General features: G+C 49.8%; 23 protein-coding genes and 1 pseudogene. 10 read left to right on the forward strand and 14 right to left on the reverse strand.

Going from position 1 to position 23,196, the window contains the following annotated elements:
- Positions 1-88: 88 nt before the first annotated feature.
- On the reverse strand, positions 89-1,636 hold the full coding sequence (locus tag C7440_RS01170) for an IS3 family transposase (RefSeq protein WP_116517157.1): 1,548 nt from the start codon (positions 1,634-1,636) through the stop codon (positions 89-91).
- A 69-nt stretch (positions 1,637-1,705) separates the two neighbouring features.
- On the opposite strand from C7440_RS01170, the pseudogene tnpC reads away from it, so the two are divergent.
- Positions 1,706-2,245, forward strand: a pseudogene (gene tnpC / locus C7440_RS01175) (IS66 family transposase); the annotation flags it as partial.
- Positions 2,246-2,312: 67 nt separating this feature from the next.
- Here the strand turns inward: tnpC and C7440_RS01180 are convergent.
- Positions 2,313-3,506: an O-antigen ligase family protein gene (locus tag C7440_RS01180; RefSeq protein WP_165832401.1), complete on the reverse strand. Its 1,194-nt coding sequence runs from the start codon at positions 3,504-3,506 to the stop codon at positions 2,313-2,315.
- Positions 3,507-3,844: 338 nt separating this feature from the next.
- Here C7440_RS01180 and C7440_RS01185 point away from each other — a divergent pair, with 338 nt between their 5' ends.
- Complete coding sequence (locus C7440_RS01185; RefSeq protein ID WP_207775367.1) at positions 3,845-5,140, forward strand: exopolysaccharide biosynthesis polyprenyl glycosylphosphotransferase; 1,296 nt, start codon at positions 3,845-3,847, stop codon at positions 5,138-5,140.
- A 92-nt stretch (positions 5,141-5,232) separates the two neighbouring features.
- Here C7440_RS01185 and C7440_RS19690 read toward each other — a convergent pair whose 3' ends face one another.
- From C7440_RS19690 to C7440_RS01235, 11 genes are all read right to left on the reverse strand, one after another.
- Complete coding sequence (locus C7440_RS19690) at positions 5,233-6,231, reverse strand: WaaS/CpsH family glycosyltransferase (protein WP_133244244.1); 999 nt, start codon at positions 6,229-6,231, stop codon at positions 5,233-5,235.
- The gene (locus C7440_RS01190; RefSeq protein WP_116517939.1) at positions 6,228-6,785 is read right to left on the reverse strand and encodes a serine O-acetyltransferase; all 558 of its coding nucleotides are present in this window, start codon (positions 6,783-6,785) and stop codon (positions 6,228-6,230) included. Before C7440_RS01190 ends, C7440_RS19690 begins: the two co-directional genes overlap by 4 nt.
- Positions 6,786-6,810: 25 nt before the next feature.
- Positions 6,811-7,941 carry an NAD-dependent epimerase/dehydratase family protein gene (locus tag C7440_RS01195; RefSeq protein WP_116517160.1) on the reverse strand — a complete coding sequence of 377 codons (1,131 nt, stop codon included), beginning with the start codon at positions 7,939-7,941 and terminating at the stop codon, positions 6,811-6,813.
- A 19-nt stretch (positions 7,942-7,960) separates the two neighbouring features.
- Positions 7,961-9,199, reverse strand: coding sequence for a glycosyl transferase (locus C7440_RS01200; RefSeq protein ID WP_116517161.1), 1,239 nt, complete (start codon positions 9,197-9,199; stop codon positions 7,961-7,963).
- Positions 9,200-9,228: 29 nt separating this feature from the next.
- The gene (locus tag C7440_RS01205; RefSeq protein WP_165832402.1) at positions 9,229-10,401 is read right to left on the reverse strand and encodes an O-antigen polymerase; all 1,173 of its coding nucleotides are present in this window, start codon (positions 10,399-10,401) and stop codon (positions 9,229-9,231) included.
- A gap of 1 nt (position 10,402) precedes the next feature.
- On the reverse strand, positions 10,403-11,668 hold the full coding sequence (locus C7440_RS01210; RefSeq protein WP_116517163.1) for a flippase: 1,266 nt from the start codon (positions 11,666-11,668) through the stop codon (positions 10,403-10,405).
- Between the two features lie 78 nt (positions 11,669-11,746).
- Positions 11,747-12,292: a dTDP-4-dehydrorhamnose 3,5-epimerase gene (rfbC, locus tag C7440_RS01215; protein WP_116517164.1), complete on the reverse strand. Its 546-nt coding sequence runs from the start codon at positions 12,290-12,292 to the stop codon at positions 11,747-11,749.
- 2 nt (positions 12,293-12,294) lie between these two features.
- On the reverse strand, positions 12,295-13,182 hold the full coding sequence (rfbA, locus tag C7440_RS01220; RefSeq protein ID WP_116517165.1) for a glucose-1-phosphate thymidylyltransferase RfbA: 888 nt from the start codon (positions 13,180-13,182) through the stop codon (positions 12,295-12,297).
- Positions 13,183-13,184: 2 nt separating this feature from the next.
- Positions 13,185-14,066 carry a dTDP-4-dehydrorhamnose reductase gene (gene rfbD / locus C7440_RS01225; RefSeq protein ID WP_116517166.1) on the reverse strand — a complete coding sequence of 294 codons (882 nt, stop codon included), beginning with the start codon at positions 14,064-14,066 and terminating at the stop codon, positions 13,185-13,187.
- On the reverse strand, positions 14,063-15,145 hold the full coding sequence (gene rfbB, locus C7440_RS01230; protein ID WP_116517167.1) for a dTDP-glucose 4,6-dehydratase: 1,083 nt from the start codon (positions 15,143-15,145) through the stop codon (positions 14,063-14,065). The genes rfbD and rfbB overlap by 4 nt, the downstream gene beginning before the upstream one ends.
- A gap of 208 nt (positions 15,146-15,353) precedes the next feature.
- Positions 15,354-16,448 (reverse strand): Wzz/FepE/Etk N-terminal domain-containing protein, encoded by a 1,095-nt coding sequence (locus tag C7440_RS01235; protein WP_116517168.1) that lies wholly within the window; start codon positions 16,446-16,448, stop codon positions 15,354-15,356.
- A gap of 322 nt (positions 16,449-16,770) precedes the next feature.
- On the opposite strand from C7440_RS01235, the gene C7440_RS20000 reads away from it, so the two are divergent.
- Entirely contained in the window at positions 16,771-16,959 is a 189-nt protein-coding gene (locus C7440_RS20000; protein WP_180064369.1) for a hypothetical protein, read from the forward strand.
- A gap of 18 nt (positions 16,960-16,977) precedes the next feature.
- A complete protein-coding gene (locus tag C7440_RS20005; protein ID WP_116517169.1) occupies positions 16,978-17,100 on the forward strand; it encodes a BrnA antitoxin family protein in 123 nt (40 codons plus the stop codon).
- Between the two features lie 281 nt (positions 17,101-17,381).
- Here the strand turns inward: C7440_RS20005 and C7440_RS20155 are convergent, their stop codons facing one another.
- Positions 17,382-17,507, reverse strand: a complete 126-nt coding sequence (locus tag C7440_RS20155; protein ID WP_257215297.1) for a hypothetical protein — start codon at positions 17,505-17,507, stop codon at positions 17,382-17,384.
- 305 nt (positions 17,508-17,812) lie between these two features.
- On the opposite strand from C7440_RS20155, the gene C7440_RS01250 reads away from it, so the two are divergent.
- The 6 genes from C7440_RS01250 to C7440_RS01280 all read left to right on the forward strand — a co-directional run bounded on the left by C7440_RS01250 (position 17,813) and on the right by C7440_RS01280 (position 23,184).
- On the forward strand, positions 17,813-18,940 hold the full coding sequence (locus C7440_RS01250) for a glycosyltransferase family 4 protein (protein ID WP_116517170.1): 1,128 nt from the start codon (positions 17,813-17,815) through the stop codon (positions 18,938-18,940).
- A gap of 62 nt (positions 18,941-19,002) precedes the next feature.
- Positions 19,003-19,368, forward strand: coding sequence for a helix-turn-helix domain-containing protein (locus C7440_RS01255; RefSeq protein ID WP_116517171.1), 366 nt, complete (start codon positions 19,003-19,005; stop codon positions 19,366-19,368).
- The gene (locus C7440_RS01260) at positions 19,365-20,630 is read left to right on the forward strand and encodes a type II toxin-antitoxin system HipA family toxin (protein ID WP_116517172.1); all 1,266 of its coding nucleotides are present in this window, start codon (positions 19,365-19,367) and stop codon (positions 20,628-20,630) included. The genes C7440_RS01255 and C7440_RS01260 overlap by 4 nt, the downstream gene beginning before the upstream one ends.
- A 270-nt stretch (positions 20,631-20,900) precedes the next feature.
- Positions 20,901-21,224, forward strand: a complete 324-nt coding sequence (locus tag C7440_RS19940; RefSeq protein WP_371743449.1) for a BrnA antitoxin family protein — start codon at positions 20,901-20,903, stop codon at positions 21,222-21,224.
- A 79-nt stretch (positions 21,225-21,303) separates the two neighbouring features.
- Positions 21,304-21,447, forward strand: a complete 144-nt coding sequence (locus C7440_RS20160) for a toxin-antitoxin system HicB family antitoxin (protein WP_279305852.1) — start codon at positions 21,304-21,306, stop codon at positions 21,445-21,447.
- A 129-nt stretch (positions 21,448-21,576) separates the two neighbouring features.
- Positions 21,577-23,184, forward strand: a complete 1,608-nt coding sequence (locus tag C7440_RS01280) for a Fic family protein (protein ID WP_116517174.1) — start codon at positions 21,577-21,579, stop codon at positions 23,182-23,184.
- The last annotated feature ends 12 nt before the right edge of the window (positions 23,185-23,196 follow it).

Here is a 23,196-nt window from a genome sequence, read left to right on the forward strand (position 1 = left end):
AGCCGAGTTTAGCTAAGGGCTGAACGCACCTATGTATTGACCCAGTGATTTCCTGCTCAGGGGGGATGCGGACGTTTTCTTAGACTGTTTATGTAGGCATTAACCCCAACGCTTGGCGATACTCAATGGGACTACGCCCACCAAGCGATAGTTTAATTCGATGCTCGTTGTACCAGCGGATATAACCGTCAATCTGTTCCATGAAGTCTTGCAACTGAACATCCCGCCAGTTTCTCGGATAGATCAGTTCGGTCTTCAGACGTCCAAAGAATCCCTCGCAAGCGGCGTTATCTGGCGAACACCCCTTCTTGGACATTGAGCGCACCAGTTTGGCATTGTCAGTACGACGAATCCACTCAGGCCAACGGTAATGCGCACCTCTGTCCGAATGGATGACGGGATGCTCACCTGGTTGTAGTGTCTGCACGGCTTGATCCAGCATAGTGTTGACGAGATCCGCGTCTGGGCGAGTACCGATAGTCCAGGCCACCACCAGCCCATCAAAGCAGTCTACGACCGGTGAGACGTAAACCTTTCCTGCGGGGATGTGAATCTCCGTCAAATCGGTCAACCATTTCGTATTCGGTGCGCAGGCATGAAAGTCACGGCTCAGGAGGTTTGGCACCGCAGGCGTGGGCTCGCCCGCATATGCAGAAAAACGTTGCCGGCGAGGCGTTTGCACCGTCAGCGATTCCTCGGCCATTAAGCGGCGCACGACTTTCTCCGACAAACGCACACCTTGACGCCGCAGGGCTTTGTCGATGCGCCGGTAGCCATAGCAGCAGTAGTTCTCATCGAAGAGGTTTCGGATAGCGGCACGCACTTTCGCGTACTTATCCGGCAGCGTCTGTCGCAGCCGTTGATAGAAATACGTACTGCGCGCGAGCCTCAGGCTTTGTAGGAGCTGAGTAAGGGGATAGAGTTCTTTGAGGGCATCAACCACTGTCGCTTTTTCCCGGCTTGTCAGCCCGAGGAGGTTGATGCCCGCGTCTTTTTTTATGAGCTCACTCGCCTTCTCCAGGATGTCGCGCTCCAGGCGAAGCTTGCGGACTTGCGCTTCCAAATCAATCAATTCCCTATGTAGGTCAGCGCGTTGCTGTTCTAGCGGAACCGTATCTGTTCTTTTAGGCATGGGTTTCAGAGGGGCGTAGCCAAGTAGCTGATGATGCCAACTATATAACGTTTCCCGAGTCACACCGATGGTATCTGCTACCTCTCTCGCTGAGCCGGAGCGTGTATTCAACGCGATGATGGCCTGCTGCTTCGTGGCACGAGGCCGCGGCATATTGTGCGGGGTACTGCTGCCCGTGATGGTCCGCTTAAACTCGGGACGCAATTCACCGATCCAAGCACGCAGCGTCTCTCGGCTCGGATAGCCTAGGCATCGGATCGTGTGAATAAGACTATGACCTTGTTCGACGTAGTGATCCACTGCCCGGTGCTTTTGTTCATCCGTATACCGGCGCTTTACCCGCTGATAGCCTTTGCGAAGATCTCGATGTTGTTCGAACTCTGCGCACCAGGCCTTGAGCGAACTCTTGTTGGAATAACCTAGCTGACGTAACGTGGCATTCATCCGACGTCCGAGCTTCAAGTACAGCTTTACAGCACGCAGCCGATCCTCATGTGAATACATGAACTACTCCCAGAAGTAGTCCAAGATTTTGTCCGCACCCCCAACTGAGCAGGTTCCGCTGGGTCATTACATGCCCGACGCAAGTTCTTCGAGCTGCACGCCTCCAGCAAGAGCCAGTTGGCCGAACAAGCCCTGCAATATATCGGCCAGCTCTATGAGATTGAGCGGCAGGCCAAAGACTTACCCGCTGAGGATCGAAGGCGAATACGCCAAGAACAGGCCAGGCCACTGGCCGACACCTTGCAGCAGTGGATGTTGATGCAGCGCCAGCGGGTGCCCGAAGGATCCGCCACGGCCAAAGCCGTGGACTACAGCTTAAAACGCTGGGGTGCGCTCACACGCTACTTGGACGATGGGCAGTTGCCCATCGATAACAACCGCATCGAACAACAGATTCGACCCGTTGCCGTGGGCCGTAACAACTGGCTGTTCGCTGGCTCCTTGCGGGCGGGAAAACGCGCGGCGGTGGTGATGACGCTGATCCAGTCAGCCAAGCTCAATGGGCACGACCCGTATGCGTACCTGAAGGATCTGCTCACGCGCCTGCCGACACAACCGGCAAGCCGCATTGATGAGCTCTTGCCGCACAACTGGGTGCCAACGATTTAAGTAGTTAACCGCGTTAACTCATAAAGATGGGTTCACCGGACGCTTACGGTTTTACTATTGCCAGAGCTTAATCTACTTTTCGGGGTTCTGATAACACCATGAGCCACGCTATCATTGCAGTATAGAATCCGATAGTATTCATGCGCCGGAACATTGTCTCCGTTAATCCGAAGAATAAGAAACCTAGACAGACAGCTAACCCCATTGCTGCAGCCGCCTTTGATTGGAAAGAGGCTTCTGTCTTGAATAGTCTCGGCAAAAAGTAGGTGCAAGGCGCAGCATAAATAAGCAATAGACCAAGTAGGCCCGGGAAACCGAAACCAGCGAACATTAACATCAGATCACTGTGCGGCTCACCAAAATACTCGTCAACTACGTGTTGGCCTGTTAAGCCCTTTGGGATGGCGACATCTTGCAAATAGTCAATGAACTTGCCCCCGTCGCCAAGCCCAACCCAAGGTTTGCTAGCTCCTGCGTCGATAGCCGAACGCCATAGTTGAAGCCGTATGCACATGGAGTTGTATTCGATTTTATTTTCATCGTGGCACGCTTGTACTTCTTCTATGCCCTGAGTTATACGCTCCATGAGCGCGCCGTTAGTTAAAGTTGCGACTACAAAAACCGCCGCAGCCAAAGTGAACCACGCAACGGAACGTGCAGGCCGACGCATACCGGAAAATAAGAGCATGGCTAGCACAGTGAATATTGGTAGGCCCAGCAGGCCAGTACGAGTTTGGGCAGTGAAAAAGCCCCCGAACGCTGCTAGCGCCGCCAATACTTTTATGCTGGTTTCCAATTTAATATAGTGTGTAAGTCGCCATTGGATAGAGTAGAGCGAAATCGCTCCCAAAAGCAGCATGATGCTTGTATAGGTGGTAAGGATTAAACCTGGAGTCACAGGGCGGGCATGAACATTCAGTGTGAGCCATAGTAAAATTCCTGACGACACGAAGCTCGCAATGTACACTCCCCAGGCAGCCTGTCGTAACGAAAGTCTTTCGATATGCCCTAAAGCCAATAACAAGACCCATAAACCAAGGAAAAAGCGTAGTGCTCCTTCGCTATTTGCTCCAGCCCATTCCCCATAATATAAAGACGACGAGGCTACAGCCAGAAAAAGTACACTGTAGCTAACAATCAGCCCTCGATACGCCTGAGTTCGCCTCCATGCTTCAGCAAAACCGTGGCGGGAGAGAAGAATTAAGCTGGCCGCGATTAGCCCATAAAATACTCCGCTTGGAAGGGAGTAGCTAGTAAGCAACGTTATTGGTAGCAGTGTATAAAGGGCCACTATCAGTAGAGATAACATAGTTTCTGAAAACAAGATGACAAAGTTTTTGGGCAAAGTTGGAGTTCACTCGACGAGGGTGGACGATTACTGAATCTTAAACGTAGGGATTGACGACTGTCCCCTTTACATAAGGCGAGTTAACAACTTTCGACATTCTTCTCCAAGAGGGCAAGTGTCTCACCTTCATAATGTGTGTAGCGGCCGTTTATAATTGCGGTGGATTAAATATTACCCTTTTAATTTTCTACTCGACATCAAGGGCTAATCGGGCGTGTTGAAAGAAGGCACCGGGCCCCTTTGAAGACGAGTTGCTCATTCCCAATTTATTAGATATGAAGTCCCTACGCGCCAGACGTTTCAAAAGATTTTACGAGCAAATATTTTTGTCACGTTTATTCGCCTTATTATCTGGCTGGTTATTCTCTGTAGCATTACCAGCATTATTATATTGGGGGCCGAGTGTCCTACATAATGTAAACTCCGGCCAAAGAACAGCTCTGCTTGCTACCTCTATTGCCTTTGTGCTCTCGCATTTTAGTACTAAATACATCCTGGTAAATTATCCGGGCGGTCAATCACAAGGGTTAATTTTTACCCAAGTGCTGATGTGTTATGGAACATTAATTATTGGTACGTTATTGCTTCGGACGGAGGTATCTAGAGCCCTATTAGTTGCAAGCGGCGTAGCGGCTTTATTGTGGGTTCACATAGAATATATTACGACAAGGGCTTATTTTCGCCCAAAGTTCGCAATTATCCCGGGAGGATTTGCGGACGAGGTATTAGCTCTACCTGATTGTGATGCGAGACTTCTTGCATGCTTAGATTTACAGGGAGTACGATACGACGGCATCGTTGCTGATTTTGAGAGAATCGATAGAGATGCGGAGCGTTTTCTTACCACCTGTGCACTGACCAACGTGCCGGTTTATAACGCTAAAAGTGTTTATGAAACTCTGAGTGGCCGAGTGAAGATCGACAAAATGTCTGAAAACAATATCGGCTCACTGTTGCCGTCTACAGCTTACGAGCTAACAAAATCGTTAATAGATTGGACGATTGTCGTTATAACTTTACCGATAGTTCTACCTTTGAGTGTCCTCACTGCTTGCCTTATACGCCTCGAAAGTCCAGGGCCGGCAATCTATAAACAAGACAGAGTGGGAAGGGGGAACCGGGTGTTTACAATATACAAATTTCGCAGTATGCGATTTGACAGGAACGCTACCGAGCAATTTGCAGGACAGGATGATCCTCGCGTTACTCGCGTGGGACGAATTATTCGGAAGCTTAGAATAGACGAGGTACCTCAGTTTTTTAACGTGTTAAAGGGCGAAATGAGCCTAATCGGCCCCAGGCCTGAGCAGCCAAGCTTTGTGCAAGAGTTCGATAAAAAAATACCGTTTTATAGTTACCGCCATGTGGTTAAGCCAGGGATCACTGGATGGGCCCAGGTGCGGCACGGATACGCAGCGGGGAGTGATGAGACACGCGTAAAAATCGAGCACGATTTTTACTACATTAAAAACTGTTCACTATCCTTGGATTTTTTTATTATATTTTTAACCTTCAGGACCATGTTAACGGGATTTGGCGCGCGGTAGTGCTTCCGTCTCGCGCGAAATATTCCCCCTATCTTAGCTAGCCGATAACCGGCGAATGTCGGATACGATAAATCGGACTGAGGGGTTTATTATCATTTACAGGATATTTGTAATATCTGATCTAGCCAGCCAGCGATACTGTACTTTCCATAAATCTCGGCAGGGAGATCGTTATAATGTGTACGTAGAAATGAATCCGGTATTACAGGATTGTTTCGATCAATTATGCAGATATTATTCTCCGAAAAAAATTCATAATTGGAAATCTGGCTATTTGTGGTTATCAACTTTTTACCAGCTCCCAAAGCTTCAAATGTTCTGATTGTGAGCCCTGTTTGAGCATAATGCTCAACGTCTAGAATAATTTTTGAACGCTCGAAGACATTTTTTACAGCCTCTTTGCTCAGTGGCTGAAAGTGAAATTCGTTAATCGCTGCTCGTCTGAACTCCGGTTTAAATATTTTGTAAAGGTAAAACACCCATTTCGCCTGAAGGAAGAGATACGCATAAAAGCTGACCTTTCCCCTAGTGCGTTTCAACACCGTACTTATTACTTTATATCGGTCAGTATGAGCAGTTCCAACGAAGCTGATGTCATAATCAGGAGCATAATCATCCTGTCTTGAAAAGGCTGTAGAAAAAAATAATGGCCTAAAATTTATGGAATACTTGTGAGCATCTTCTGGGTCAAAGGTAAAACAGGAATCAAAAAACTCTAAATTTCCTATTATTTTCTTCCGATTTCTAAACGAATCCCAAGCGTAAAGTACAAACGTAGCATTCGGGAACGCTCTTTTCCAGTGTTTCAGAGTGGATTCAGAAAGAGTTTGTCCGTTGATCACGAATATTAAGTCATAAGTCTCCCTATTAAATTCTTTTAGCTTCTTCCTGTAATAAAAGTCGGCAAATACAATAGTAGAATCACGCCAGACTTTAGTGATCGCCTTCACTAATGGCGACGCAAACGGACGGTCTAGAATGAAATCAACTTGGGCTCCACGGCGTTTTAATTCAGCTGAAATTTCTTTTTCATAGCCAAAAAAACCTGGCGCCATTAATAATACTGACTTATTTAGCAAGTGAGTATTCAAGCTTTGTCATCCAAAAACTTAAGTATTTTAGCGGGAACACCGCCCACTACGGCGGATTGGGGCACCGAGGTAACTACAACGGCGTTTGCTCCAATTTGTGCATTGTCGTGAATCGTAACTCCGCCCAGAATCTTTGCGCCAGCCCCGATCACGACGTCGTTGCCAATTGTAGGTCTGTGCTCGCTGTCAAAAGCAAAGCTCAAGCTTTTCGCGCCCAGAGTCACGCCTTGGTATATAACTGCATTTCGTCCAATTTCGTATGCCCCTATAACTGTTCCTTGAGTATGTGCTAAAAATAGTCCAGGGCCAATCCTACAGTCCATGGCGATTTCCAACCCAAAAAATAGATAATTGGCCAGGGAGAAGAGGTGAGAAAGAAAGCGAAGAGGAGTTTTTCTGAAGTAAAAGGCGCAGCGATATAAGAAGACTGGCAGAGACCTCGGAGAAAGAGCCTTTAAATAAATTCCTTTCCTTTTATGAGGAGGAGAGGCGGAGGGCTGAAACAGCGCTTCTTTTCGTACCAAGTCGCTATAGACAAGGTCCCAGAAACGCATGGGGTTCTCATTGTTCATCGTTATATTAATTCATTAAATTGCGCTTTTTCAGTTCTTTGTTTGCGTTGTCAAGTCCATCATGAGGAAGGGGTTGGGACATTACCCAGCGCCCAAAATCTCTTAAACCTTCCTCAAGGCTAACTTTCGGCGAGTAGCCCAAATCGCTTTCGAATTGTGAAATGTCAGCGTAGCAATGGCGTATGTCGCCTATCCGATACTCCCCAGTTACGTGGGGCTGATGCATACCGTCTAGTATACGTACGAGCATGGTAGCGATTTCCATAACGGATGTCGGAATGCCCGATCCAACGTTATAAATCTGGCTCCCTCTCGAATCGCAGTCTATACAAAGGCGAATCGCATTAGCGACGTCTGAAACATGGACGAAGTCCCGGGTTTCTTGGCCGTCTTCAAAAATGGGCAAAGACAACCCGCGTCGAATGCGCGTAGAAAAGATAGATAGGATGCCGGTATAAGGATTATTTAATGATTGCCCTGCGCCATACACGTTTTGGAAACGCAAGATCGACGTGTCGATTCCCAAAGCCGACGACGCAATTCGTATCAAGTCTTCTTGTGCGTACTTGGTAGCTGCATAAATAGATGCGGCATTAGGGGGGGCTAGCGTAGGAGTAGCAACTGAAATTAGCCTTCTAGAGCAATGAGGGCAGGTTGGATCCCACTCATGAGACCTCAATTGTTCTATGGTACGGGCGCCAGGATAAACGACGCCGTGCGATACGCATTTATATGCTCCTTCACCATAAATGGAGCGGGAGGATGCAAGGATGATCCTACGAACTCTATTCTTGTTATTTGCCAAAGTGTCCAAAATGTTCGCTGTGGCTTGAGTATTAACGGCGTTGTACCGTGCTATTTGATACATTGACTGAGCCGTTCCCGTCTCTGCAGCTAGGTGAACTATAACGTCGGCATTAGTGAGAGCAGATAAGTATACTGATGGATGCTCCGCGCTGCACCGAATAAAGTCTACTTGCGAAAAAGGCACTAATGTTTCGGAAATAGCTGGAAAATCGCCATGAATCTGAGGGCTCAAGTTATCGACAATAGTTATCTTATATTGTCCTGTCGGGCTTAGTAGGCGCACCAGAGACGCGCCTATAAACCCAAGTCCACCCGTAATTAATATGTTCATACAGCTCTACTCCATAGCTTCATTGACCAGAAGCGTTGCGCTCGTCTTTAAAGATTTCGCCTTGATTACGTAATGAAGAAATATAGCCCATAAATCTCATTAGATTGAAATACCTGTCAGGTCCGAGGAGGCGAAGCGCAAGTCTGAGTGAGCGCAATATCACTTTGTATTGCCAGCCATGGGCATGGAGATCTTTGAATGTGTGACGTACGCTAGCCGCGTCATCTTTTATCATCAAGCCGTTGGCTTCTGCAAATCGCCGTACGCTTCCGTTAGTGAGAAAGGGATTGCGAACATCCCCAAATCTTGATTCTTTAAGTGCCGAATACAATCGTCGTAGCGCCGGGCAGATGTACCGGCCGTCTTCAAAGTAGTCAAAACTATAGAGACTCCCCTCATACGCTTGGATGGAAAAGGACATAAGCTTTTGGGCGTAGCCCTCGGCCAAAGAAATAAAATCCGGGCGACTACCGGGTGGATAACGATCTTGCTTCTTGGCAATGCGGGCTGGATTAGCAGTGTCAAAAGAACTGAAGTGTATAAAATACAGTGGAAACTGCTCGTTTATTACCCATTCACCAGCAATTAGCGACAAGTGCCTCTCATGCAGGTTCCAGAAAGCTACATTGAGACCTACATCATGCAGAACCTGTAAGTTCGGAAAGTAGGATGGGGCTAGATTTACCCACTTTTGATCTACGGCTAGACCCGATTGCGGCTCATAAAAGCCAAAGTGAAGGCAACGGTCAGACCACCAACTCAAGAAGGCTCGTGCTTCATCTGTTCTCGATACTCCTATAAAACCTAGGTTGAAGGTGCCGAAACGCATAAATTCCAAGTCGTCAGGCTTGCAACCATCTAAGATAGGAGTATTGCAATGCGGCGTCACTACGATTGGTGCCTTCTTGAGGGCAGTAAATACCGGATCTAGACGAGCAAAAATCTCGATGTCAGGATCTAGATATACGACGCAACTGTGTTGATCCAGCAGCTTAGCCATCGCAGCGGGTTTGACATTAGTGTTCAGCTCGATCACGTCAAACGCGAATGCAGCTTGGTAAAAATTGGGGATATTCAAGTCTTCTACCCACACCACGCGTAGGCCTTCAGGAAGCTCCAGTTGAAGCTCGGCTTTCTTGTCAACCAAAACTACATAGAAGGTATGGTCGGGATGATATTTCACATACGATTCGAAAAGAACTAGGGCTTTGGCGAGATAATTGAGAGAGCAGATCGTTAATGCGGCAATATTATCCATAGACTTTATGAGCACATTTAAAGAAAAAGTTAGGCCTGGGGGCTAGAGTAAAAACTCTTCAGCAGGCTGTGGAAAATGTAATGAAGTGTGGGTGGAATCCAAAGAAGAATCCAGAACCCCATCGAGGAGAAATATGCATCCTCAAATACCGACATCATTAGAGGATATAGAGATAAGGAGAAAAAATACCATACAGTGGGAGAGCTGCTGTAGGTCTGCAGGCGAAATAAATAACTATGAAAAATCCCTAGGAGGCTCATGATCGTGGCTACGCCCAGCGCTCCAAGATCATTGTGTATCGGGTATAAAATAGTGTAAGTGTTGCAAAATACAGGCACTTCCGTAAAAGGGTAAAGCGGAGGTTTTGCCGGTATATGAAAGTCCAAGATAGTATTGATGAGGTTTCTTAAGGGGTTCGGAATGAGCAAGCCATTGTCGAAATATTGGTTTCCTGAAACGATATAGTCGTTAAAGCATCCAAGGCTACTCAGTAAATATACCTTTGCATTCCACTCCAACATTCCAAGAATAGTATCTGCGCTTTCAGCCCCCTTTTTGAAAATTAAAGCTAGCAAAAAGAATATACAGACGAACCCAATTCCAGCCGTTAGCACCGTTCGAATCGATACTATGCGCTGCCGATAGAATAGCGTGATAGTGCTGATGAAGAACAGCAGGAGGTATAGTCTCCCTGTGGTGGCAACGGCTGAGAGAAGCCCAACCAAGAATATTAGCGCTATTACCCAACGTGAAAAACGGCGGGCATACGCAAGTAAATAAATACAAAGCCCGACACCGAAATAGAACACTCGTAACGGGCCTGAGAAGTCGCGTGGACCTAAAAAATCTAAAATAACCGCGAGTCTAATGGAGGACGGAGTCAAATTATGATCTGTTGCAACAGATAAGGCGTGGAGAAATTCAAGCCCACTAAGACACGCAACCGCGATATAAATCGGAAACACGAGCGTCGCGAAGAGACGTATTGAATCGAGGCCGAACTTATCGAGAGACTCGCGCTTGATTGACACTACAGGAATGTGGGAGCCAACGGTCCCACCAATGAAAAATGCTACTACAGCGAGGAGTACAAGAGCCCAAGTTGTTGTCGCAAATTGGTCAAATCCCGCCCCCAAGATGAAATAACCGAGCCCTTGCGCAGTCCAAAGGAAGATGAATAGAAAGCGTGGCTCAAACAACACCTCATTTTCTCCGACTGTGTAAATAGAAAAGGCCCAGGCAGTCGATGAGAGCTCTTAAAGCCCATCCAATTGCTGCCCCTTCCAATCCAATAGTCTTGATCGAATAATATAATAGGGGTACGTATATAAGTAGTTCAGCGACATGCAATATAGCGGTTGGCCGAGCTAGGCCTCGAGAATGTAGCGCGGTAAATGGAATGTAGGCTATACCATTTATAAATACTCCCGCCGCCAAAATGGCAGCGATCCTCCATGACTTGTCTGCGAACTCCGTGGAGATAAAATATTCCATGAGCGGATACGAGACTAAACTTGCCGCGACACAAATGGTGCCCATTAGTGCTGCGGTTACTATCAAGCCTTGGTGGTAAGTGCGTTTGGCAGTGGCTGAATCGTTTAAATGGTGTTTAGCCAGACGAGGTAGCAGAGCTGAGCCGATCGCCGCTGGTAGGATTAGGAGCCTGGCTAAGAATTCAAACGGAAGCGTGTAATAAGCAACAACACCTGCGCCTAAGAGAAAAGAAATTATAAATCTGTCTATATTTACTAGAATAGGACTAATTAGATTGCTAACAGTCATCCACGTGCCGAAAGAGAATAAGCGCTTAAGCATTTCTCGATTGGTGCGCGTGAAAAAAAAATTTCCGCTCGGTAGCCTTAGTGCAAGTAGAAGGTATATAACACAGCTCAATAACCGTGCCGATATGAGTAAAACGGTGACTCCAACTAAATTTGGCCCAAACACAAAGATGCCTAGTGCCGGAAAGAGGAATATTGAAACACCGAGAAAGATCTTAGCTAAATTACTAGAAAAAAACCTTTCATAGGCTTCCAGCGCTCCTCGAAAGCTCGAGCTTAACGTGGCGAGAGGAATGCCGGCTGCAGCAATGAGTAGACTATTAAATGTTTCGCGCTGGAACTCTACAGAGACATTCAGAACTGTGTACGCCAGAGGGTAAGCTGTCACTAGCAGCAACACGGAGCCAGCGAGCCCTGTGAACAAAGTGAGTAGAACCCCTAGTTTTATGATCCCCGGGACTTCTTCTTTGTTGCCGCCAATTAGCGATTGTGCAACTTGCTGTGTGAGCGCTCGCCCCATGCCGAGGTCGAAGAGGCTGAAATAACCAATGACCGCCCACAATAGAGTTAGGATGCCGAAGCGCTCTACCCCCAACTTGCTCGTCATATAAGGAATAGTCGCCGCGCCGACCAGTAAAGGTAGGCCTGCGCCAGTAAGATTCCATATCGTATTTCTACTCAGCGACATTCGTTCCCCACTGACATCGGAGACTTCTTAAGTTCGCTTTTTATCGGTTTCATTTCGAGGAAAAGAGAAATGGATTGACTATGAGAAGATATCCGCCGTAGCCAAGGGGGGGGCCATTCCATCTTTTTCTGAGAGGATGATGTCGTCCATAATTGGCCATTGGATCCCAATCTGAGGGTCATTCCACAGGACACTCCTCTCATACTCAGGCGCCCAATAGTCCGTCGTCTTGTACAGAAATTCTGCAGAATCACTTAATACTTGGAAGCCGTGAGCGAATCCGGGGGGAATCCAGAACTGATGCTTGTTCTCGTCAGACAAAATAGTACCGAACCATTTGCCAAATGTCCTGGAACTACGCCTGAGATCTACCGCGACGTCGAATACTTCTCCTTTTACAACCCGCACCAACTTGCCTTGAGCTTGCCGAATTTGATAATGGAGGCCCCTTATCACACCTCGGGACGACTGAGAGTGGTTGTCCTGTACAAAGCTAATCGATGCGCCCACATGTTTCTCGAACGATCGTTGATTAAAACTTTCAAAAAAAAACCCGCGATGATCTCCGTGTACTTTTGGAACAAAGATTAATGCATCAGCTAACGGAGTATTCAAAACATTCATAATTAAGCGTTCCTTTTCAAGAGTCCCAAGAGAAACTGCCCATATCCGGTTTTGCTCAGACCTTGTGCTTGGGACTCGAGTTGGTTGTCCGTAATCCAGCCTGCGCGCCAAGCGATCTCTTCTAGGCATGCGACTTTTAATCCTTGACGATGCTCAATCGTATGGACAAATTGACCTGCTTCCAGTAATGATTCATGAGTCCCTGTGTCCAACCAGGCAAATCCGCGTCCCAACAACTCCACGTTTAATTCGTCTTGCAGGAGATAATGCTTGTTGACATCCGTAATCTCGAGTTCGCCCCGCGAGGACGGTCGAATAGTTTTTGCTATATCAACCACCTGTTCGTCGTAAAAATAGAGTCCTGTGACAGCGTAATTTGATTTTGGAGTAGTAGGTTTTTCTTCGAGGCTCTTTACCCTACCGCTCTCATCGAATTCGACGACGCCAAAGCGCTCTGGATCCCGGACATGGTACCCAAATATACTGGCCCCAGATACGCGCTCATTGGCGGAAGCTAGCCGGGCTGAAAAGTTTTGCCCATAGAAAATGTTATCTCCAAGAATGAGGCAACTGGGAAATCCATTAATAAACTTTTCTCCTATAAGGAACGCTTGCGCCAATCCGTCTGGTGACGGTTGCTCCGCATATGTAATATTGAGACCGAACCGATGTCCATCGCCTAATAAATTCACATAACCGTTCAGATCGCTCGGTGTTGAGATAATTAAAACCTCTTGAATACCTGCAAGCATGAGCACAGACAAGGGATAGTAAATCATGGGTTTGTCATAGATGGGCAACAGTTGTTTAGATACCCCCAAGGTGATGGGATGAAGCCGAGTGCCCGAGCCACCTGCAAGAATCAAGCCTTTTCGATTGTTGATGCTCATTTCTATAAAATCTCAGTCAGTAAACGCGAAACTCCGTCTTGCCAGTGCGGAAGCTGGAGCGAAAAAGTCTTCTGCAAGCGTTGTGTATTTAAGCGTGAATTCAGAGGACGTAGTGCCTCTGTAGGATACTCATTCGTCGTAGTAGGATTAAGTTGGGTTGTTACGCGCCGATCACTATTCGTACGCGCGTAGTCGATAATAAAGCGTGCGTATTCGTACCAAGAAACTTCGCCTGCAGCCGTTAGATGGTAAGTGCCATTTGATATCGAACGATTTGCTGATGTATGCAGAATGAATGCCGTGACATCTGCGATAAGTTCCGCGCCTGTCGGCGCGCCGAATTGGTCATTGATTACGCGCAGCTCCTCTTTCTCTTCCGCTAGCCTCAAAATTGTTTTCGCGAAATTACTTCCTAAAGCGCCATAAACCCAGCTGGTACGTAGAATTACGTATCGGGCAGAGCTACTCTTTACTTCTTCCTCCCCTAGCAATTTCGTGAGGCCATATACATTTAAGGGGCTCGTAGGGGCGTCTTCTGTACGAGGCAGGGAACCAGTCCCGTCAAAAACATAATCGGTTGAGTAATGAATCAATAGAGCATCTATACGTGCTGCTTCACGTGCCAAGACGCCCGGTGCGAGGGCATTTACCTTATGAGCTAAGTCATATTCTCGTTCTGCTCTATCAACCGCAGTGTATGCGGCTGCATTTATGATAACGTCCGGCGAGATAGCGCGAACGGTAGTTGCTAGTCCAGACAAATCCGTCAAGTCGCCACAGGTAGGGGAAGATCGATCTAACGCAATCACTGGGCCTAAAGGTGCAAGTGATCGTTGCAATTCCCAGCCAACTTGCCCGTTCTTTCCCAATAATAGTATTTTCATTCGGCAGAGCCCCGAGATGCGTAATTATTAATCAGCCACTGTGTGTATGAACCATCTTTCACGTTCTGAACCCAAGCGGAATTACATAAGTACCATTCGACTGTCTTTCGAATCCCCGTCTCAAATGTTTCTTGCGGGGTCCAGCCCAGATCGCGTTGTATTTTCGTGGCGTCAATGGCATATCTCACGTCATGCCCAGGCCTATCTTTGACATAGACAATTAAGTCAGCGTATTTAGAAGATTCTGTAGATCGTCGGGGAGCTAATTCATCCAATAATGCGCAAATCGTATTGACCACATCAATGTTGCGTTTTTCATTATGCCCGCCAATATTATATGTCTCCCCCACCTGGCCTTCGGTTACGACAGTATGGAGTGCACGGGCATGATCCTCAACATATAGCCAGTCTCTCACTTGATGTCCATCGCCGTATACAGGTAGTTCTTTCCCCTCCAGCGCATTGAGTATGACCAAGGGGATCAACTTTTCGGGAAAGTGGTATGGTCCGTAGTTATTTGAACAGTTCGTAATTAGTATGGGGAGCCCGTATGTTCTGTGCCATGCGCGTACTAAGTGATCGGAACTCGCTTTACTGGCTGAGTAAGGTGAGCTTGGCGCATATGGTGTGCTTTCCACGAAGAGTGTGTGGGCATCCTCCAGATCTCCATAGACTTCGTCCGTTGAAACGTGATGAAAGCGGAAAACTCGTTTCCTTTCTGCATTCATTTGAAGCCAGTAATAACGGGCAGCTTCTAATAAGGTGTATGTTCCGAGGATATTTGTCTCTATAAACGCCGCCGGACCACTGATAGATCTATCGACGTGAGACTCGGCTGCTAGATGCATGATCACATCAGGTTGGTGTCGCCTTAGCAGTTCGTCCATCTTCGCGCGGTCACAGATATCTGCGTGCTCAAACGTGTAGCGTTCGTCCTGCGCTACAGAGGCTATCGATTCCAGATTGCCCGCGTAGGTAAGTTTATCGACATTCACTACAAAGTCTTTGGTATTGGCAATAATGTGCCGAATTAGAGCAGAGCCGATAAAGCCAGCTCCTCCAGTTACTAAAATTTTCATTAAGTCCTCATTTGAACAAAAGCGACTACCGTGCATATAAGAGGCTAACGCTTAGACTAACGTTCATATATTTAATTTAATCGACGTTATATTGGCATTGCCGCATGCGCACTCAATCCGTGGAACGGTACAGGCTTTAAGCAAAAAGCCGCGTGACGCACAATTAACACATCAAGGCAAATCTACCGAAGTATATTTGGGTGCCAATTTATTTAGAGTCGCGTACTAAGCGAAAAACTAGCGCAATAAATATGCCTAGCACAGCTCCTAGGATTAAGCCGAGGGCTATGAGTAGAGCCTTTTGCGGTTTAAATGGTTCTTGGGGTTCAATCGCCTCCCTGTCGATCATAGCAACGGAAAGAAGTGTGGGGTTTAAGTCAACATCACGAATTAGCGCCAATTTTTTAAGTAAGTTCGGAAGCTCGGTAATATAAGCATCGTCGCTTTCCCGATGCTTTAATTGTTCAAGTTCCGAGCGTAATGCTTTGGATCCCCGCATATAAAGAGCGTTTCCATTCATAAGCGTCTCAGATTCAGTTCGATTCCCAATCGTTACTACAGGTGCCCCCAAGGGGGGGTCGACGAGTCCAATAGACTCCGCGATGGTCAAAGCCTCTTCCAGTCTAATAATGCGATTTCTTTTTGTTGTCGTGGCAATTTCACGTAGTGTCGATATTTGGTTTTCCAGGCTCTGTTCCCGTATTTTCAGCTGACTAGCAAGGCCGCTTAACAAATCTTCCCGGGCGGACTGGATTGCTAATTCGACATAGCTATCAGCCCATTTGGCAATTACTTTAGGATTATGCCCCTCTAAAGTTAATCGTGCTTCATAGTCATTATCTCGAAGATTTGGTAATTCAACATTGAGTTGTCTGGTAAGCCGCTTCCAAGCCCGTTCCTTATCGCCTTCAGTGGCATTTTTTGCTTGGGCAGGGAGATAATACTGATCGAAGAAAAGTTGACGAATCGTATTGGAGTTTAAATAGCGCAAGAAGACTTTATATGCTTCCGTTGAGGTTAACGGCTCGATACCGGGAGAAGCCACCCCATCCACCGTGCCACTAATAGCCACTCCCGTAAGCTGACTGGCTAGGTTATAACTTGCTAGACCACTGGGAGAGGGAGGTAATATCTGCACCGCAGTCTGATATATAGGAGGTGTCAAAAATGCATACAAAGCTGTCGCACCCGTGACGAGTACTATTACGAGCGCGATGAGTGCCTTCGAAGCATATAATGTTCTAAAGAAGCCGCGTAAATCGATTTCTTTAAGGGAATTGGAAGCGTCGCTGTTTACTGCCACGGAATACTCCAGAAACTCTATGTGAAAGCTCGGCGGGAGGTATCGCCTAGCGAAATGGTGTCAATTATACGAAGTTGAAATTTGTGGGCTACCTTCGAAGTGTACTGGATGTGTCGAATTGAAATTCCTTTACGTTGTCAACGAAACTTGAATGTGACTCACTTTTCAACTTAGCATTCGAGCATGTGTCTCCAGAATTTCTTTCTTTGTTAGAGTTTCGTCAATTCAACGACGATGAGGTGGTATTACTCATCCTCGTGTACACCAAGGCTGAGCGGGAAACAGTGTCAGTCATAGACATTCAGCATGTGTGTGGGAAATCGTGAAAATCCTGAGGCAGCTTGCTATAGATAAGATTGCGGCGGCTATCGAAGCCGACGCGGGGTATGCGCTGCCAAGCCTGCGTGAATCCCTGGCCCTGGCCCAGGCCAAGGTGGAGAGCTTTGCCCAAGTGCATACGTCGGAACTCATGGTTGCGCGTCGACGCGGGCGTCCGGCAGGCAGTAAGTAGGCCGTTACGAAGGGAGCGATCAAGATCCGCTTGGATGCAGACGTGGTGACTGCGCTGCGTGCCAGCGGAAACGGCTGGCAGACTCGAATTAACGACACGCTGCGGGCGGCATTGGCTTTGAGCGGGGCGCTGGAGAAGTAGGTGGGTGGGCCCCTATGGCCATCATCACTCCACACACTCCCTAGCCGCCTTCAACACCACCTTCATCAACGGATTCACCATCGTCTCCATCTGTTCAATAGCGCCGATCGGGTAATGTGCCGGCAGGTGTCAATCTAGCATCAAGGCTACTTTTCCAACTCGCATAGGCCACGTTCTTGGGCCGTATGGACAGTAGCTCGGAATGGTTCAGCATCTCTATGGTGGCAAACACCGATGTCGTTTCCACATCTACTTGTGGTTCGCCTGTAGAGGCTTGCCAGCTATGAGGTCACCATGTGGTAGATGGCGCCTTGGTAGGCAAGCAGCATCCAGATGCTGCGCTGTAGCAGGGCGGCGCGTTCGGCGGGCCGGGCTTTGAGCAGCGGTGTGGCGCGTGCCGCAGACAATGGCTTGACCAACGCATCTAGATACCTGGGGGGATCGAACCTTTACCGATGCTATTATCCGAGATATCGAGGGAGCGGGTGATATACAGCCTGGCCCAAACCGGTTTGTCCCGATAGCGGGGGCGGGCGGTTTGATGATGCCACCACCAACTATGACAACAATGGCAGGGTGGCGGTATGGGGGTGGCAAGCTGCCCCTCGGTGCTTAAGATAATAATTATTCAGGCCTGACCTAGCTTGCCGAAGGCAAGTACTTGGCACGGTCACGAAATGTTCGCGGCGGTTTGCGCTCTTGGTGCGTTCTGATGGCTAAAAAAATACTCATAACCGACATACATCATGGCAATGGCGGGGGCCATGTCACATATATTCTCAATCTGCTCCATGGCTTGAAGGGACGGTATGACCTGACCTTGGCCGCGCCCCCCACGGGCCGGCTCTATAAGCATGCACAGGCCATAGAGGGCATTCGGGTGCTGCCTGGTCTATATACCTCTCGTCCTCTGGCGCTTATTGTAGAAGTGCGGCGCCTAAGACGGTTCTTGAAGCATGAGCGGTTCGATGTCGTGCATGTTAATGGCGGGGCAGATCATCGTCATGTCATGTTCGCCCGGCTTGGTCTGCGCCACCGGCCGGCTATTGTCTGGACGAAGCACAATACCAATGCGGTCAGCAGTTTTGGCCATAGATTGCGGGCGGCACTGGGCACCGATATTTCCATTGCCGCTAGTGAGTTCGTAGGGCAGCAATTGCTCGCCTCTTCTTACAGCCGAAAGCCAATTCACGTTATACGCAACGGCATCAGCCCGGCGTTCTTTTGTTCGGTCGATCCAAAAGAGCGATACCAGGCCCGGCAAGCATTGTTTGGTCCTGTGCCCGACGATGCAGTTGTTTTTGGAAGCACCGGCGGTACGGATCTTGATAAGGGCTGGATGCTGTTGCTGCAAGCTGCTTCGACTCTTCCTGTTGAGCTTCGCGAGCGTATTCGCGTGGTCGTAGCCGGAGACCCACCTTCTGAACGGGTTATGGCACAAGTGCGGGGGTTGGGGCTTGAAGAGCGGCAGGTGGTGTTCCCGGGGCTGGTGGCGGATGTGCGCGGCATCTTGTCTGCCTGTGATGTCGGTTTCGTGCTGTCGTATCGCGAGGCTTCCTCGTATGCGTGCTGTGAAGCCATGGCGATGGGCTTGCCCGCGCTCGTATCAAATGCAGGGGGGCTTCCCGAGAATTTGCGTGAAGGTATCGATGGCTGGGTCGTTCCAGTGGGTAATGTGCAGGCGCTTGCACAGCGCCTGCGGGCGATACTTGATGAGAGCCCGGCGGCGCTTACCGCCAAGGGTGCGTCTGCTCGGGCCAGAGTTGAGGCTCTTTTTTCTACCCGCTCTTTTTTGGAGCGTACAGAGCAGGTGTATCGTGCTGCTTGTCAGAATGTGTAGCCGCTAATCTAATTTTAAGCTATTATGGACGAAATTGATTCATATTGTCCATAATAGCGAAAATGCCGCGCAAGCCACCAATCGTTTTTCCTCAAGAGCAGCGCCTGCTCTCTGCACTGGGAGAGCGGCTGCGCCTTGCCCGCAAGCGACGCCAACTAAGCAATGCCGTCGTAGCCCAGCGGGCTGGAATTTCCAGAACCACTTTGTACAAGGTCGAGGCGGGCGATCCTGGCGCTACGCTGGGATCTTATGTCCGGGTTCTGGCCGTGCTTGGCCTTGAGGACGACCTCAATCAACTTGGGGCCGACGATAGGGTCGGCCGAAAATTGCAGGATCTGGCGCTTGAGCCGACTCCCAAGCGCCACACGGCCACCCATGCCAAAGCGGTCAAGCCCTCGTCAGCCTCAAGCAATGAGGAACCCGCATGAGCACACAGGACAACACCTTGGAGGTCTGGTTGAACGATGACCTCGGCCCTGCATGTCTAGTCGGCGCACTCGCTCACGATCGTGGCCAGATCCGCTTCTATTACGAACGCGCTTGGTTGCAAGACCCTCGCGCCTTCGCGCTGGACCCCGACCTCTCGCTGGACGAACATCCCTTCTTTCCAAAACCGGAGCTAGGCAACTTCGGCATTTTCTTGGACTCATCGCCCGACCGTTGGGGACAAACCCTGATGAAACGGCGCGAGGCGCTGCAGGCCAAAGATGAGAAACGTCCTCCTCGTACGCTATATACCTGGGACTTCCTCATCGGCGTGCAAGATCACACCCGCCAGGGTGCGCTACGCTTTCGCCGGCCAGGTACAGAAGTATTTCTTGGGGACGAGAAAATGGCGGCTCCACCGGTAACGACGCTGCGAGAGCTGGAAGCCGTGGCCTACCAGCTCAGCAACCGGCGTATCGACGACCTCGATGCGCTGCGCAAGTGGCTCACCGTACTCGTTGCACCTGGTGCGTCATTGGGTGGGGCAAGGCCAAAGGCCAACTTTACCGAAGCCGACGGCTCACTCTGGATCGGCAAGTTCCCTGCCAGGGATGATGATCGAGACGTTGGAGCTTGGGAATATGTCGTTCACCAACTCGCCCAAAAAGCCGGGATAGACGTACCGCCTGCGAGGCTGATCAAGCTCAACAACGACTTTCACACTTTCTGCGTACAGAGGTTCGATCGCGTGAATGGTGCGCGACGCTTCTATGCCTCGGCAATGACTCTGCTCCGGAAGACCCAAAGCGAAGGCACGAGCTACCTGGAATTGGCGCAGTTCATTCGAGCTCAGGGCGATGCCGAGCATGCGGACGCAGACCTGGAACAGCTATTCCGGCGCGTAGCGTTCAACGTCGCCGTTGGTAACCGCGATGACCACCTTCGCAATCACGGGTTTGTGCTGGGCAAGACGGGGTGGAGGCTCGCACCAGCGTTTGACGTCAATCCGAATATCGACAAGGCCGAGCATGTGTTGAACATTGATGATGTCGACAACCGGCCTAGCCTGAAAACCGTGTTGAACACGGCCGCTTTTTATGGGCTCGATGATGAGCGAGGTCAGCAAATTGCGGATGAGATAGTCGCAGTTGTCAAACACTGGCAAGATACTGCTCGTCGGATGCGGATTAGCAATGCGGATATTGATTTGACCACGGGGGCGTTCTCGGCGCACATGACATACCAGGTCGGCGGAAGACAGTGAACATGTTGGTTTGTGTGTCGAGTTTCCTTCTTTGTCTTGGTTCGCGTCTACGCCAGAAGATGCATTGGCGGAGGCCCGTAAGCCGGTAGTTGCCGAAATGGGCGTTTCTGTCCCGCTGCCCCCCACGAGGCGGAGTTTTCTCTATTGTTGTAGACTTAGTAGCTAATCTTTATTAGATTATTTATTGGGGGTACAGTAAATTTCTTCGTACGCCAAGGCTGAGCAGGAAACGGTGTCAGTCACAGACATTCAGCATGCGCGGAGGAAATCGTGAAAACCTTGAAGAAGCTCGATATAAATAAGGTAGCGACGGCTATCGAAGCCGATGTGGGGAATGCGCTGCCAGGCCTGCGTGAATCGCTGGCCCAGGCCAAGGCGGGGGAATTCGCCCAAGTGCATACGCCGGAACAGATGGTTGCACGTCGACGCGGGCGTCCGGCAGGCAGTAAGCAGGCCGTTACGAAGGAGGCCGTCAAGATCCGCTTGGATGCAGACGTGCTGGCTGCGTTGCGTGCCAGCGGAGACGGCTGGCAGACTCGAATCAACGACACGCTGCGGGCGTCATTGGCTTTGAGCGGGGCGCTGGAAAAGTAAGCACAGCATCCTTAAATTGGCGGGAATCCGCAAGCTGGTTTTGGACGCGGTGCAAGAGCTTCAGAGCGGGCAGGAACCCGTGCCGGAGCCTTTTGCCGATAGAACGTATAGCGGTCAATTCCGCGTCAGGGTGACACCGGAAGTGCATCGCAAGCTTGCAATGCAAGCCGCGGAAGCCGGCGTCAGTATGAATCTTCTGGCCAGTTCGAAACTGGCAATGTAAGGCCACGGTAAAAATTAAATTTAGTCAAAAAATAGCTTTCATAATTAATTTTATGCAAGCATAATCGAATTCATTGCCTTTTCCAGCACGTCATCTACGCTTCTGCGGCAACAGCACCCGGAAAGACCTATGAGCGACCTTCCCAGCGACCCTATTGGCGCGGCGTGGCTAGCCCAGGCGTATGAACTACGTCCAATCGGGCGTATGCCCGTACACAGCCAGATCGGCGGGCGGCGGGCCACCCAAATTAGGGACCATGACAGACTGGAAACCTATCAGGAGGCCATGCGTCCCGCGCCCGAGCCCGCGGCGCACCTTCAATTCCACTTGCGCCACGAGGTGCCGCATCTAGAGTTCCTGTCTCGCCTGTTCGCCAAGACTGGCCCCGCCTTCGTTCAAGCTTGGATTGATGCCGAACCGACCGGGCAGTATGCCCGCCGGGCTGCCTTTCTGTATGAGTGGTTAAGCGGACACTCTTTACAGGTACCTGCACGCCTCGGCGGCAATTATGCCGATGCCATCGATGACGGCAAGCTGATAGCGGCTTCGGCTGATCGCATCGTAAAAGTGCCGCGCTGGCGCATCAATGACAACTTACCGGGTACACGATACTTTTGTCCGACCATTGTCAAGACGGATGCAACGATCCAGGCCATGGCCTTGGATGTACCGCAACTCTTTCAGCGCTTGGCTGATGAGTTCGGCGAAGATCTGCTGCAACGCGCCGCCGTATGGATGACACTGCGTGAAAGCAGGGCCAGTTTTGCCATTGAGGGTGAAGCGGACCGCGCCAGCCGCATCGAACGATTCGCCGAGGTCATGGCCCGAAGAACGGGCCACGGCGACAGTCCCTTGAACGACACTGCGCTTACGCAACTACAAAGCGAGATACTGGGCAAGCGCACGACGCTCAGCCATTTCGGCTTGCGCCAGTCGCCCGTCTTTGTAGGCGAAACGGTGCACTATCAGGATGTGGTGCATTATGTAGCGCCACCGGCAGATGACGTCGCGGCCATGCTGGAAGGCCTTCGCGTGTTCCTTGAACGCACTCAAGGGCAGTCACCTGTCATGCGTGCCGCCGTAGCTGCTTTCGGCTTCGTCTACATTCATCCACTGGCGGATGGCAATGGACGCGTACATCGTTTTCTGATCAACGACACATTGCGGCGCGATGACGCGGTACCCGAGCCGGTAATTCTCCCCGTATCAGCGGTCATCACCGACGATTCCGGAGAGCGCCGCAATTATGATCGCGTGCTGGACGAGATATCCAAGCCCCTGATGCAAGAGGCGAGTGAACATATAACGTTCACACCCAGGCATGCCACTTATCCGGACGGCGTCGTCTCCAACTTCGAATTCAACGGAAATGAGCAGATCCGTCCCCTGTGGCGCTATCTTGATTTAGGTCCGCACGTCGTCTACCTGTCCAACATCGTCAAACGCACTTTGACAGAACAGATGCGCGAGCAGTCACGCTATCTGCGCAGCCACGGGCGCGCTCGCCTGGCGCTCAAAGAGGTGGTCGAAATGCCTGACCAGCAGGCAGACCGTGTCCTTCGATCCATTGAGCAAAACAAGGGTGAGCTGAGCAATGCACTGGCCAAGCAAATGCCTGTGCTGAGTGAGCCCGGGGTATGGGCGGAGATCATCGAAGCCGTATCGCAAGCTTTCCAAGAAGACCTGCCCACCGATAGTCATATCCTCGACCGCCACCGCGCTCCACGTTACCCATGAAATTGCCGCTGA

This window comes from Pusillimonas noertemannii (assembly GCF_003096595.1).
GTDB lineage: Bacteria > Pseudomonadota > Gammaproteobacteria > Burkholderiales > Burkholderiaceae_B > Pusillimonas > Pusillimonas noertemannii.

Coding starts and splice junctions, on each gene's coding strand:
- C7440_RS01255 (WP_116517171.1), top strand. CDS start 19,003: ATGCCGCGCAAGCCACCAATCGTTTTTCCTCAAGAGCAGCGCCTGCTC.
- C7440_RS01200 (WP_116517161.1), bottom strand. CDS start 9,199: ATGGATAATATTGCCGCATTAACGATCTGCTCTCTCAATTATCTCGCC.
- C7440_RS01190 (WP_116517939.1), bottom strand. CDS start 6,785: ATGCGTTTCTGGGACCTTGTCTATAGCGACTTGGTACGAAAAGAAGCG.
- C7440_RS01195 (WP_116517160.1), bottom strand. CDS start 7,941: ATGAACATATTAATTACGGGTGGACTTGGGTTTATAGGCGCGTCTCTG.
- rfbC (WP_116517164.1), bottom strand. CDS start 12,292: ATGAATGTTTTGAATACTCCGTTAGCTGATGCATTAATCTTTGTTCCA.
- C7440_RS01210 (WP_116517163.1), bottom strand. CDS start 11,668: ATGTCGCTGAGTAGAAATACGATATGGAATCTTACTGGCGCAGGCCTA.
- C7440_RS01250 (WP_116517170.1), top strand. CDS start 17,813: ATGGCTAAAAAAATACTCATAACCGACATACATCATGGCAATGGCGGG.
- C7440_RS01260 (WP_116517172.1), top strand. CDS start 19,365: ATGAGCACACAGGACAACACCTTGGAGGTCTGGTTGAACGATGACCTC.
- rfbD (WP_116517166.1), bottom strand. CDS start 14,066: ATGAAAATACTATTATTGGGAAAGAACGGGCAAGTTGGCTGGGAATTG.
- rfbB (WP_116517167.1), bottom strand. CDS start 15,145: ATGAAAATTTTAGTAACTGGAGGAGCTGGCTTTATCGGCTCTGCTCTA.
- C7440_RS01280 (WP_116517174.1), top strand. CDS start 21,577: ATGAGCGACCTTCCCAGCGACCCTATTGGCGCGGCGTGGCTAGCCCAG.
- C7440_RS01170 (WP_116517157.1), bottom strand. CDS start 1,636: ATGTATTCACATGAGGATCGGCTGCGTGCTGTAAAGCTGTACTTGAAG.
- rfbA (WP_116517165.1), bottom strand. CDS start 13,182: ATGAGCATCAACAATCGAAAAGGCTTGATTCTTGCAGGTGGCTCGGGC.